Origin of the sequence: Pseudoflavonifractor sp. 60 (genome assembly GCF_009911645.1) — a bacterium.
Classification (GTDB): Bacteria; Bacillota; Clostridia; order Oscillospirales; family Oscillospiraceae; genus Lawsonibacter.
This window is the reverse complement of record NZ_QWKI01000133.1, coordinates 1-11,908: the sequence shown is the minus strand read 5'-3', so window position 1 is coordinate 11,908 and position 11,908 is coordinate 1. Positions and strand designations below refer to the sequence as shown.

The window sequence follows — 11,908 nt, the reverse complement described above, 5'->3', positions numbered from 1 at the left end:
GCGCAAGGGGTTTGGGACAGCCGGTCATTTTTGGGGGATAATCGGTCACACCTCTATGATATGAAAGCCCGCCGCCTTATTCAGCCGGTTAGCCACCGCCAGACCGATGCCGCCGTCGTCGGGACACTGGGCCCAAATGCGCTTCACGTCGGTCTCGTCCATGCTCCGCAGGGCGTCGAAGAGCCGCCGGGCCTGCTCCCCCTTGTTGGAAACGGGCCCCAGTGACAGCACAGGCCCCTTTCCCTGGGCCAGCATAGGAAAAAATTCCTCAAAGCAAATCACTCCGTCCCAGCGGGTGTGGGACATATGGTCCCGGATGTAGTCCGCCCCCCGCTCCGGGTCCCCCCGCACCACCACCACCGGCGCCTTGGGGGCGTAGTGGCGGTACTTCATCCCTGGAGCCCGGGGCTGCTCCCCCTTCGCCATCTGACGGGTGACAGCGGGGTCCACCGCCACCTTCCCCAGCACCGCCTGAAGCTGTTCCAGAGTCACCCCGCCGGGGCGCAACAGCCGGGGCGGCATGCAGGTCAGGTCAATGATGGTGGACTCCACCCCCACTGTGCAGGGACCGCCGTCCAGAATGGCGGGAATCTTGCCCCCCATATCCTCCAGCATATGCTGGGCGGTGGTGGGGCTGGGCCGTCCCGAGGTGTTCCCCGAGGGGGCGGCGATGGGAGTTTGGGCCATTTGAATCACATGGCGGCACAGGGAATGGGCGGGACAGCGCATCCCCACCGTATCCAGTCCGGCGGTGACCACATCCGGAATGACCCGGGGGCCGAAGTGGGTATAGGAGCAGATGGGGCCGGTTTTCAATTCTTCCAGCTCCTCCGGGGTCCGCCGCCTGCACTTGAGCACCATGGTCAGCGGGCCGGGCCAGAACTGCTCCGCCAGCTGATAGGCGGACTCCGGGATGTCCTCGCAGTACCGGGCCAGCCAGTCGGCGCTCCAGACGTGAAGGATGAGGGGATTGTCCTGGGGCCGCCCCTTGGCCTGGAAAATGGCCCCCACCGCGATGGAATTCAGGCCATCGGCGCCCAAGCCGTACACCGTCTCGGTGGGGATACCCAGCAGGTCGCCTCCCCGGATAATCTCCGCCGCCTTGAGCAGGTGGTTTACATTTAACAGCTCTGTTTTCATCTTAAAATCAGCTCCACCAGGGCTTGCGCGGAGTCCACAATGTAGTCCGCACCCTCCGCCTCCAGCTCCTGGCGGGTCCGGAAGCCCCACAGGACTCCACAGCCGGTGAGTCCCCCGTTTTTAGCGGTGCGGATATCCACGTTGCTGTCCCCCACGAAGAGAGTGTTGTCCCGGGTGGCCCCCAGCTGGTCCATCAGCTTGAAGAGTACGGTCGGGTCGGGTTTGAGGGGCGCCTCCGGCAGCGCCCCCTGGACCAGGTGGAACAGGCCGGGGTAATACTGCTCCACCACCGGGCGGGCGGCGGAATGGGGCTTGTTGGTCAGCACCGCCAGCTTGACCCCGGCGGTCCGCAGCTGGCTCACCGCCTCTGGGAGGCCGGGGTAGGCGGTGGTTTTTTCCGCCTTGCGGGCGGAGTACCGCCCGGTAAACTCCCCCAGCAGCTCCCGAGTGAAGGCCGTCCCCGCCGGAGCGGCCCGCTCCACCAGCTTGGAGGCGCCGTTGCCCACAAAATATTTGTACTCCTCCAGGGTGTGGACAGGCCAGCCGTGCTGCTCACACACCCAGTTCATGGCATCCGCCAGATCCTCCAGGGTGTTGAGCAGGGTTCCGTCCAGGTCAAAGATCACATTTGTAAACATGTTAAGTCACTTCTTTTTCTTGGAAATTTATTCGTAGACGCCAATCTCCATACAACCGATCTCGACAGTGGTGTCTCTAGGGAACTCCGCCCGCTGGAGATAGGCCTTTACCGCCACCTGGGCGTGCTTGGGATTGGCTCGCTCGTCCTCCAGGTCCAGGTCAATGCGCCCAGCCTCGCCGCCGCAGACACAGCCCACGTCCTCCAGCACCTCGTTCAGCTCCCCGACCACGTCGGCCAGCTCCTTGCCCTGGGGCAGGTTTTTGTAGTGAATATACATTTCCATGGTAAAAAACTCCTTTTTGTTATTGCTGCTCCTTCAGCAGCTCAGCCTGGTGGTCGGCGGCCAAGGCGTCGATGATCTCGTCCAGTGCCCCGTCCATCACCTGGTCAATTTTGTACAATGTCAGGCCAATCCGGTGGTCGGTGACCCGGCCCTGGGGGAAGTTGTAGGTCCGGATTCGCTCGTTGCGCATTCCAGAGCCCACCTGACTGCGGCGCTGCTGGGTGTACTCGCTGGAAATTTTCTCCTGCTCCGTCTCGTACAGCCGGGAGGCCAGAATCCGCATGGCCTTGTCCCGGTTCTGGAACTGGCTGCGCTCCTGCTGGCACTCCACCACCGTGCCGGTGGGTTTGTGGATGAGGCGCACGGCGGAGGAGGTCTTATTGACGTGCTGTCCCCCCGCCCCGGAGGAGCGGAAAACCTGCATCTCGATATCCGCCGGGTTGAGCTGGACGTCCGCCGTCTCCATCTCAGGCAAGACGGCCACCGTCACGGTGGAGGTGTGGACCCGGTCGCCGGATTCCGTCTCGGGAACCCGCTGGACCCGGTGGACGCCGCTCTCAAACTTGAAGCGGGACCAGACCCCCTCCCCCTCTACTGTAAAGACAATTTCCTTTACGCCGCCCAGCTCCGTTTCGCTGGCCGAGTCCACCTCAGTGTGCCACCGTTTGGAGTCGGCATACATGGAGTACATCCGAAACAGAGAGTGGGCGAACAGGGCCGCCTCCTCCCCGCCCACTCCGGCCCGGATCTCCACGATGACATTTTTGCCGTCGTTGGGGTCCCTGGGCAGCAGCAGAATTTGCAGCTCCTTCTCCAGACGGGGCAGCTCGTCCAGCGCCTGCTGATACTCCTCCTGGGCCAGCTCCCGCATTTCCGGGTCGGCCATCAGCGCCTGCGCCTGGTCCCGGGCGTCCAGGGTGCGGCGGTAGGCACGGAAGGCGTCCACCAGAGGCTGGAGCTCCGCCTGTTCCTTGTTCAGACGGGCTACCAGCTCCGGGTCGCCGTAGGTCTCCGACGCCCCCAGCCGGGCCTCAATCTGAGAATATTTCGCCTCAATGGCGTTCAGCTTGTCCAGCATAGGCGGACCTCCTGTTGTTGAATTTATGGCGTATTCGTGCGGCCTGTCAAGTAATCCAGGCTTACATCAAAAAAGTCGGCCATCCTAATCAATGTGGTCATCTGTGCTTCGCGCTTACCATATTCATAATCCTGATAAACACGAGATGAAACACCGACCTCCTTCGCTAAAGCAACCTGGGATACCTTTTTCTCCTTTCGGAGCTGGCGCAGCCGTTCAGAAAAAACAGACATTTTTTCATCACCCACTTGACACGTTAATATTCACGTGCTATAATAGCAGTGCGTTAAAATTCACGCAATATTTATTGGGAGGAAATTTTATGGAATCCTTATTTGAAGCCCTCTACATTTACGCCTCAGAGCACCTGTACCTTCCTCCGGAGGAACATGAGGAACTGACAAAGTGCCAGGAAATGGCGCGGCGTGCCCTGGAGGACCTATCAGCCCTGGGCTATGGCAATCTGGTCAAACGGGTTGAGGATGGCCTGGAAACTACGTGCTGGTTCTATCAGCGCAGCTTTTTTCAGGCCGGGCTGTCCATGGGGCTGGAGCTAAACCGGCTGTAACGCTCACCGGCCCTTGTAGAAGCTCCCCCCGCCCCGGTAGGTACAGCAGGAGCAGGTAAACGCCTGGCCGCAGGTCCTGCACCGGATGACGTGACCGATGATGTCGTCAACCCATTTGCCGTCCGGCCCCTTCACCTCGTCCAGAGCACAGGTGGCCGACTCCAGCTCGAACTCTCCGCTGTCAATCAGCTGCTGGAGGTAGGCTAGGCAGTTGAGGTAGTCCTGCGGGGAGCAGAACTGCTTCCGGAGAATGACATTCTTACACACCTCACACATAGCGTATCCTCAGTCCGCGTCAACCCACAGGTGGTACTTGCCGCAGTGGAGGCAGCGGAACAGGTAGCCCGCCATGGAACCGCCCTTCTCCAGGTAGAGGCGGGCGTCCTCATACTCTCCCCGGGCGTCGTACTCCGCAAACACCTCATCGGCAACGCCCATCTCCTCCAGCTCCCGGGTTCCCACGTCCCCCAGGTAGGCACAGTAGTCGTCACAGCAAGCCAGCCAATACTCCCCCTGCCAGCTGATATAGCCCGGGGTTCGGCAAAACAGCTCGTCCCTCCTGGCCGGGTCGCTCACCGGCTCCGCATACTGGACAAACTGGCCGTCGAACTTCTCCGCCGCCCTGCCGCTGGCCACGCAGTCCAGACAGATACAGTCCACCTCCCTGGCGGTGTACATGGTCTCAAGATAGGCCTCCACCTCCTGACCGCAGCACTGGCAGGTCCCCCGCTGAAAGGTGACCGCGCTGCTGTCATAGAGATTGGGGTGGTACCTGAATACAGGCAGATTTTTCATCTAAAAATCCCCTTTCATCGGTCAAACAGGAAGGATTTCACCAGAGCCAGCGGCTCCCGGACATACATTTTCAGTCGGGAGGGCAGGTGGCTGGAGGGGGCGGCCAGCGTGGAGATATTGTCAAAGCCGGCCCGCTCCGCCAGCATCCTGGCCCGGGTCAGGTGGAAGCCGTTGGAGACGATCAGCACACCCTCCTCCTCGTCTACTCCCGCCTGCTCCAGGCACCGGGCGGAGTAAATCATATTTTGGTAGGTGTTGTGGGACTGGTCCTCCAAAATAATCTTTTCCTGGGAAATACCGCGGGCTGTAAGATAGTCGGCCATTCCCTGGGCCTCAGAGGAGGGCTCACTGGGGCCCTGGCCGCCGGAGACCACCACTGTCATATCTGGATGGTCCGCCAAATACTCCAGCGCCTTGTCCAGCCGGTCCTGGAGCATAACAGAGGGGCCCCAGTCGTAGAGCTGACAGCCCAGGACGATCATGGACTTGGGCTCACCTGAGAAGTGATCCCTGGCGCCGCTGGTGATGACCCCTTGCAGCGCCGCAAAGGCCAGCGCCCCCACCAGGAACATTGCCAGCAGGATTTTTCCCCACAGGTTCAGCCGTTTGCCCTTGTAGCTGGCCACTTCTACCTTTGGCCTTTTGTGTGCTCTCTGTATCATCCCCGTACCTCCTCTAGGTCTGCCGCCAGCCGTTCCCACTGGGCGTAGAGGTGGGCCAGTTCATCCTCCAGGGCCTCTCGCTGCTGGTAGAGCTCCTGAAGCTTCAAATAGTCGGCGGCAGCCTCCTGTATCTCCTGTTCCAAATCGTACATCCGCTCCTCCGCGGCGGCCACCGCCCGTTCAGCGGCGTTGACCTCCTTTTCCAGGTTCTTTGTGCCGCCAGGGCGCTTGGGCTTGTCTTTCTTCACGCTCTCCTTCCCGGTAGGGACGGGAGACTCCTGGGCAAGCTTCCCCCGCTCTTTGGCCTCCAAATACTCCTGATAGGTGCCCTTAAAATCGGTAATGGTCCCCTTTTCCAGCATCCAGATCCGGGTTGCAAAGCGGTCAATAAAGTACCGGTCGTGGGACACAAAGAGCAGATTGCCCTCGTATTCCTCCACTGCCTCCTCGATCCACTCCCGGCTCTGAATGTCCAGATGGTTGGTGGGCTCGTCCAAAATGAGGAGGTTGATTTTGCTGTCCATCAGCATACACAGCCGCAGCCGGGACTGCTCCCCGCCAGACAGGGCGGACACCGGCTTGAACACGTCCTCACCCCGGAATTTGAAGGAGGCCAGCCGGTTACGGGCAGTCTGGGCGGTGCAGTCCAGGTCGTAGAGCATGGTGTCCACCAGGGAGCGCTCCGGGTTGTCAAAGTGGATAATCTGCGGCAGGTAGCCTACCTTTACAGTTGGCCCTTTTCTAAGCTTTCCGGCGTCCGGCTCCTCCTCACCCATGATAATCTTGATGAGGGTTGACTTGCCTACGCCATTGTCCCCCAGCAGGGCGATACGCTCGCCCCCCTCCACCTCCAGGTTAACGCCAGAGAACAGCGTCCGTTCCCCAAAGCCCTTCTCCAGGTCCTTGATGGACAGCACCTCATCCCCCCGGAACTCTCGCTCTCCAAAGCGGACCGCCATTTTTCGGTCCTTTTTGGGCTTGTCCGTCTGACGGATGCGCTCAATGCGCTTCTCCATGGACTGAGCCCGCTTGAATATTTTGTCGTTGCCCGAGTAGGCCCAGATGCGCAGCTGCTCCGCCGCCTTTTCCAGCTGCTGGATCTTGGCCTGCTCCTTTTCGTACTGCTTCAGCTTCTCCTCATACCGCCGCTCCTTTTCCACGGCGTAAAAGCTGTAGTTTCCAGCGTAAAATTCCGCTTTTCCCTCCTGAATCTCCACCACGCGCCGGACCACCTTGTCCAGGAAGTAGCGGTCGTGGGAGACGGCCAGAACGGTGCCCTTGAACTTTTCCAAATACTCCTCCAGCCACTCGGTGGCCCGCAGGTCCAGATGGTTGGTGGGCTCGTCCAGCAGGAGAATGTCGGTGTCCTCCAGGATCAGCCGGGCCAGGTTCACCCGGGTCTTCTCCCCGCCGGACAGCTTGTCAAAGGACCGCTCCCGCATGGCCGGAGGGATGGAAAGGCCGTTGCACACCTTATTTTTGTTGATGTCTGTCTCATAGCCGCCGCCGGACTGGAAAGCGGCAGACAGCTTGTCATAGCGTGACAGTAAAGAGGAATCACTTTCCCCCTGGGACATCCGCTGAGACAGTCGGTCTATCTCCTCCTCCATCCTGTGAAGGGGCGCAAAGGCGGTGTCCAGCACATCCTCCACAGTATACTCCGGTGGGTAGACAGGAATCTGAGAAATCAGCCCTATCCGCCGGTCAGGGGCAATCACCACCTCGCCCTCATCGGGGCGGACCGCGCCGGTGAGGATGCGAAGCATGGTGGTTTTGCCGCAGCCGTTGGGCCCCAGCAGACCCACCCGCTCGCCGGTATCCACCTGGAATGTGAGTCCGTCTAATATTTTTTTGCCGACCTCGAATTCTTTTACGATGCCGGATACGGATATATCGATCATGATCTGGGTTCCTCGCTTGTTTTTCAATGTTTCTTATGGTACAATATTTCCATCTCAACATGGAAATGGGGTTTTTCTATGGAAGCCATTCGCTGGGATCATGGTGCGCTCTATCTGCTGGATCAAACCCGGCTGCCCACCACCGAGTACTGGCTGCGCTACACCGAATACCGGGCGGTGGCCAGAGCCATTCGGGCCATGGTGGTCCGGGGTGCGCCCGCCATCGGCATTACCGCCGGATACGCCATGGTATTGGCCGCTCAGGAGAACGCCTGTAAAGAGGATTTCCTTGCCGGTATGGCCCAAGCCAAGCAGATGCTGGCGGACAGCCGCCCCACAGCGGTCAACCTCTTCTGGGCGCTGGAACGCATGGAGCAGTGCTGGCTGGCCCACGGCCCCGACCTGAACAAGCTGGAGGCAGAGGCCAGGGCCATCCATCAGGAGGATATCCAGATGAACACCGCCATAGGCAGCGCAGGCGCTGAGCTGCTCCCCACCGGGGCCAGTATCCTCACCCACTGCAATGCGGGCACATTGGCCACCGGCGGCTATGGGACGGCTCTGGGGGTCATTCGAACGGGCTGCGCCCAAGGGAAGGTATCTATGGTATACGCCGGCGAGACCCGTCCCCTGCTCCAGGGCGCCCGACTCACCGCCTTCGAGTTGTCCCGGGAAAACATCCCGGTAACCCTAATCTGCGACAATATGGCCGGCACTCTTATGTCCCAGGGAAAGATTGATCTGGTGATCGTGGGCTGTGACCGTATGGCCGCCAATGGAGACTTCGCCAACAAAATCGGGACCTACTCGCTGGCTATTCTGGCCAGGTACCACCAGATCCCTTTCTACACCGCTCTGCCCTCCTCCACCATCGACATGACCATCCCTGACGGCGGCCACATCCCTGTGGAGCTGCGGGCCGGAAATGAGGTGGCCTCTTTTGCAGGGGTCCCCACTGGCCCCGAGGGGGTTCAGACCTGGAATCCCGCCTTCGACGTGACGCCTCATGAGCTGCTCACCGCCGTCATTACAGAGCAAGGCGTGCTCTACCCGCCCTTTGACCGGAGCTTAGTCCAGCATTTTCAGAAAGTGTAAGGGAATATTCCCTTACACTTTTTTAGACCTCCCGGGTCAGCTCCAGCAGACTGGCGGTCAGCTCCTCCAGCTTCATCCCTCGGGAGCCCTTCAGTAAAATGGTGCTGTCCGGGCGGATGATCTGGGGCAGGAGCACCTTGGCCTCCTCCCTGCTCTGGCAGTGGAGTACCTGGGGGACCCCCGAATCCTGGGCCCCCTGGGCGATGTGCTCCGCCAGCTTGCCCACCGCCAGCAGGCAGTCAATACCCAAATTGCCTAAGCACTCCCCCACGCCGCTGTGGAGAGCGGGGGCAAAGGGGCCAAGCTCCAGCATATCCCCTAAAATGGCCGCCTTGAAGCTGCCCTGACTGTCCGCCAGCACACTGATTGCCGCCCGCATGGACTGGGGATTGGCGTTGTAGGTATCATCCAGGATGGTGATCCCCTCCCCCCGCCGCAGCACGTTCATGCGCATCCTGGTGGGGACAAACTGGCCCAGGCCCAGCTCGATCTCGTCGGCGGTCAGTCCAAACCGCTCCCCCACCGCCGCAGCGATCAGGGCGGGATAGATCATGTGGTCCCCCAGTGCAGGGATCTTTACCTCCTGGTCCATGTTGGGAGTCGTGAGGCGGCAGTGGATGTGGCTCAGGCCGTCGCCGCCGGTGGGCTGGGCCCGGTAGTCGCACCCCTCCGTCTGGCCGCAGAATACCGCCGGAACGGGGGTATGTCCCCGCAGAGCGGTGAGCAGGCTGTCGTCCCCGTTGAGGACCAGCAGGCCACCCTGTTTGATGTGGGGGATCAGCTCGCACTTGGCCTTGAAAATGTTCTCCCGGCTGCCCAGCCGCTCAATGTGGGCGTCCCCAATATTGGTAATGATCCCCACGTCGGGCTTTACAATGTCCGCCAGGTAGTCAATCTGTCCAGGACCATCCATCCCCATCTCGATAACCGCCGCCTGGTCCTCCCCGCTCAGATGCAGCAGGGTCAAGGGCAGACCTACAGCGTTGTTGAAATTGCCCTCCGTCTTGAGCACCTTATATTTGACCCCCAGTACGGCGGCCAGCATATCCTTGGCGGTGGTTTTTCCCACGCTGCCTGTGACAGCGATAAAGGGGATGTTAAACCGTCCCTTGTACCACGCGGCCAGGTCCCGGAGGGCTTTCAGGGTGTCATCCACCTTCACATAAAACTTGCCCGGCAGATAGCGGTCCCGTTCCTGGCTGGTGAGACAGCCCGCCGCGCCGCTCTCCAGCGCTGCATTCAGATAGGCGTGACCGTCAAAGCGCTCTCCTGCCAGGGGAATAAACAGAGAGCCGGGGCAGATTGACCGGCTGTCTGTGTCAACCCGGCTGATGGGGGTGCTTCGGTCGTCAAATTCCCCCAGCAGCGTGCCCTGTACCGCCTCCAGCAGTTGGCCCAATGTGATGGTCTCCACGGCTTACACTCCCTCCTTTCGTGCTTTCAGGGACAGATGAATAATCTGCTCACACAGCTGTCCATAGCCGATGCCCACTGCCGCCGCCTCCTGGGGGACCAGGCTGGTGGGAGTCATGCCGGGCAGAGTGTTGATTTCCAGAAAGTAGGGGGTCCCGTCCTGGGTCACAATGAAGTCGGCCCGGGCGTAGACAGACAGGCCGATGGTGCGGAAGACGGTAAGGGCCGCCTCCCCCAGGGCCTGCTCCCAGCTGGCAGGAATGGGGGCGGGACACACCTCCCGTGCCGCCCCGGGCTGGTACTTGTTGGCGTAGTCGTAAAAGCCCTCGTTAGGGATGATTTCAATCGAGGGCAGAGCCCTGTCCCCCAGCACCGCCACCTGGATCTCCCTGCCCTGGATGTACTGCTCCACCACCGTGCGTCCCCCCAGCTTCCTGCTCTCCTCCAGGGCCTGCTTCAGCTCTTTCCGGCTTCGGGCGATGTAAACCCCGATGGAGGAGCCGCTGTTGATAGGCTTCACCACCGCGGGCAGCTTGGTGCGCTGAATCAGCCCGTCCATATTCTCCTCTGTGATGGTCACCGCCTCCCACCGGGGGGTCGTGACCAAATCGGATACCAGCCGCTTGGTCAAGTCCTTATCCATGGCAATGGCCGACGCCAGACAGCCGGAGCCGGTATAGGGCACCTCCAGCAGGTCCAGCGCCGCCTGGATGCGGCCATCCTCCCCGCAGGCGCCGTGAAGGGCCAGATAGACCACGTCTGCCCTGGCACACATTTCCAGCACGCCGGGGCCAATGGCGCCGGGACCTGGCCGGCTGGCGCGCAGCTTTTCCAGGTCAGGCGTCTCCCGGGCAACCCGCTTGAAGGCATCCGGGATCGGAGCCACATACAAATTTTCTCCATTTAATGCTCCGTCCAGCCCCAGAAAAAGGTCCATCAGCGCCGCCTGGTGCCCCAGCTCCCGCAGGGCTTCACACACCATAGAGCCCGACGACAGAGATACATTGCGCTCCGGGCTCAGTCCGCCCGCTAGAACTAAAACTCTCATATCATTACCTCTCAACCATTTTTCACCCCGACCCGGCGGGAATTCAAAGATAGCCATTCTGAGGCTATTTTATCAGTAATAAGGTATTCTAACACAACTATAAATAATTCGCAATCATCCGCAGAAAATTTTTCCTCTCTCCCGGGGACAAGAGGAATTGACATCGCCCTAAATTTCCTGTATGATAGTCGGGCAGTAAGCTGGACAGTCGCGCAGGCGGGGCGAAAGGCCTGTCTGTGAGGAAAGTCCGGGCTCCATAGGGCAAGGATAACGGGTAACACCCGCCGGGGGCGACCCTAGGACAAGTGCAACAGAGATATACCGCCTCTCCCGTCTACAGATGGGTGTGGGCAGCGGGACTGCCGCCTTTTGCGGACGTCAACGCGCCTGCGTTGAGGTAAGGGTGGAAAGGCGAGGTAAGAGCTCACCCGATGGCGTGGAAGCGCCCATCGCTGTAAACTCTATCTGGAGCAACGCCGTGGAGGGACACGAAGGCCGGCCCGGCCGTCCCGGGGAGGCGGCTTGAGCGCGTCAGTAATGGCGCGTCGAGATAGATGGCTGTCTTAAAAGACAGAACCCGGCTTACAGGCTTACTGCAGCACTAAAAAACGGCCCCTGTTCCTGGGAACGGGGGTTATGTTATGGAGGGCACGCTATGATGTACACGGCACAGTACTCCTCCCCGGTGGGACAGCTGACCCTGGCTAGCGATGGGAAGGGGCTCACCGGCCTGTGGCTGGAGGGTCAGAAGTATTTTGGCGATACCCTCCCCGAAGACGCTGCCCCGGGAGATGTGCTGGTATTGCGGCAGGCCCGGCAGTGGCTGGAGCGCTACTTTGCTGGGGACCGGCCCGACCTCCGGGAGTTCCCCCTCCGCCCCGCGGGCAGCCCCTTCCGGCAGGCGGTGTGGGAGATTTTGAAACAGATCCCCTACGGCCAGGTGACCACCTATGGCGCCATTGCCAGAGAGGCCGCCACCAAGCTGGGCCGGGACTCCATGTCCAGCCAGGCCGTGGGCGGAGCGGTGGGTCACAATCCCCTCTCCATCCTCATCCCCTGCCACCGGGTCGTGGGGACCGGCGGCAGTCTCACTGGCTACGCCGGGGGAATCGACAAAAAAATCTTCCTCCTCTCCCACGAGGGAGTGGATGTGGGCCGATTTTCTCTGCCCAAACACAGACAAAAAGCGAGGCGGTAACGCCTCGCTCTTTTTGTATAAAGAAAACCACTCGCTAGGCGAGTGGTTCAAAAAAAGCCTTATGGCGATGATGTAGACAAGAAAACT

At 60.5% G+C, this 11,908-nt stretch carries 14 protein-coding genes and 1 other RNA gene; 4 read left to right on the top strand and 11 right to left on the bottom strand.

Annotated elements, in window-relative coordinates:
• Positions 1 to 45: 45 nt before the first annotated feature.
• Genes D1646_RS14720 through D1646_RS14700 form a run of 5 tightly spaced genes read right to left on the bottom strand, consistent with a single transcriptional unit; the run spans position 46 to position 3,374 of the window.
• Positions 46 to 1,140, bottom strand: coding sequence for an L-threonylcarbamoyladenylate synthase (locus D1646_RS14720; RefSeq protein ID WP_160637192.1), 1,095 nt, complete (start codon positions 1,138 to 1,140; stop codon positions 46 to 48).
• The gene (locus D1646_RS14715; RefSeq protein WP_160637191.1) at positions 1,137 to 1,778 is read right to left on the bottom strand and encodes an HAD family hydrolase; all 642 of its coding nucleotides are present in this window, start codon (positions 1,776 to 1,778) and stop codon (positions 1,137 to 1,139) included. The genes D1646_RS14720 and D1646_RS14715 overlap by 4 nt, the downstream gene beginning before the upstream one ends.
• Positions 1,779 to 1,805: 27 nt before the next feature.
• Entirely contained in the window at positions 1,806 to 2,063 is a 258-nt protein-coding gene (locus D1646_RS14710) for a hypothetical protein (protein WP_160637190.1), read from the bottom strand.
• Between the two features lie 19 nt (positions 2,064 to 2,082).
• Positions 2,083 to 3,141, bottom strand: coding sequence for a peptide chain release factor 1 (gene prfA / locus D1646_RS14705; protein WP_160637189.1), 1,059 nt, complete (start codon positions 3,139 to 3,141; stop codon positions 2,083 to 2,085).
• A 23-nt stretch (positions 3,142 to 3,164) separates the two neighbouring features.
• Positions 3,165 to 3,374 carry a helix-turn-helix transcriptional regulator gene (locus tag D1646_RS14700; protein WP_160637188.1) on the bottom strand — a complete coding sequence of 70 codons (210 nt, stop codon included), beginning with the start codon at positions 3,372 to 3,374 and terminating at the stop codon, positions 3,165 to 3,167.
• A gap of 89 nt (positions 3,375 to 3,463) precedes the next feature.
• Here D1646_RS14700 and D1646_RS14695 point away from each other — a divergent pair, with 89 nt between their 5' ends.
• Entirely contained in the window at positions 3,464 to 3,709 is a 246-nt protein-coding gene (locus D1646_RS14695) for a hypothetical protein (RefSeq protein ID WP_160637187.1), read from the top strand.
• A 3-nt stretch (positions 3,710 to 3,712) separates the two neighbouring features.
• On the opposite strand, the gene D1646_RS14690 is transcribed toward D1646_RS14695, so the two are convergent.
• The 4 genes from D1646_RS14690 to abc-f are packed head-to-tail and all read right to left on the bottom strand — an operon-like array spanning position 3,713 to position 7,067.
• Positions 3,713 to 3,985, bottom strand: a complete 273-nt coding sequence (locus tag D1646_RS14690; RefSeq protein ID WP_160637186.1) for a hypothetical protein — start codon at positions 3,983 to 3,985, stop codon at positions 3,713 to 3,715.
• 9 nt (positions 3,986 to 3,994) lie between these two features.
• Positions 3,995 to 4,504 carry a CbrC family protein gene (locus D1646_RS14685; protein ID WP_160637185.1) on the bottom strand — a complete coding sequence of 170 codons (510 nt, stop codon included), beginning with the start codon at positions 4,502 to 4,504 and terminating at the stop codon, positions 3,995 to 3,997.
• A gap of 14 nt (positions 4,505 to 4,518) precedes the next feature.
• Complete coding sequence (locus tag D1646_RS14680) at positions 4,519 to 5,166, bottom strand: YdcF family protein (RefSeq protein ID WP_160637184.1); 648 nt, start codon at positions 5,164 to 5,166, stop codon at positions 4,519 to 4,521.
• Positions 5,163 to 7,067: a ribosomal protection-like ABC-F family protein gene (abc-f, locus tag D1646_RS14675; protein WP_160637183.1), complete on the bottom strand. Its 1,905-nt coding sequence runs from the start codon at positions 7,065 to 7,067 to the stop codon at positions 5,163 to 5,165. Before abc-f ends, D1646_RS14680 begins: the two co-directional genes overlap by 4 nt.
• Positions 7,068 to 7,145: 78 nt before the next feature.
• Here abc-f and mtnA point away from each other — a divergent pair, with 78 nt between their 5' ends.
• Complete coding sequence (gene mtnA, locus D1646_RS14670; protein ID WP_160637182.1) at positions 7,146 to 8,162, top strand: S-methyl-5-thioribose-1-phosphate isomerase; 1,017 nt, start codon at positions 7,146 to 7,148, stop codon at positions 8,160 to 8,162.
• 22 nt (positions 8,163 to 8,184) lie between these two features.
• On the opposite strand, the gene murF is transcribed toward mtnA, so the two are convergent.
• Together murF and D1646_RS14660 are read right to left on the bottom strand one after the other, a co-directional pair.
• Positions 8,185 to 9,576 carry a UDP-N-acetylmuramoyl-tripeptide--D-alanyl-D-alanine ligase gene (murF, locus tag D1646_RS14665; RefSeq protein WP_160637181.1) on the bottom strand — a complete coding sequence of 464 codons (1,392 nt, stop codon included), beginning with the start codon at positions 9,574 to 9,576 and terminating at the stop codon, positions 8,185 to 8,187.
• 3 nt (positions 9,577 to 9,579) lie between these two features.
• Positions 9,580 to 10,623, bottom strand: coding sequence for a D-alanine--D-alanine ligase (locus tag D1646_RS14660; protein WP_160637180.1), 1,044 nt, complete (start codon positions 10,621 to 10,623; stop codon positions 9,580 to 9,582).
• Between the two features lie 192 nt (positions 10,624 to 10,815).
• Between D1646_RS14660 and rnpB the strand changes: the two genes are divergently transcribed.
• Both rnpB and D1646_RS14650 read left to right on the top strand, forming a co-directional pair.
• Positions 10,816 to 11,224, top strand: an RNA gene (rnpB, locus tag D1646_RS14655) — RNase P RNA component class A.
• Positions 11,225 to 11,278: 54 nt separating this feature from the next.
• Entirely contained in the window at positions 11,279 to 11,821 is a 543-nt protein-coding gene (locus D1646_RS14650; RefSeq protein ID WP_160637179.1) for a methylated-DNA--[protein]-cysteine S-methyltransferase, read from the top strand.
• The last annotated feature ends 87 nt before the right edge of the window (positions 11,822 to 11,908 follow it).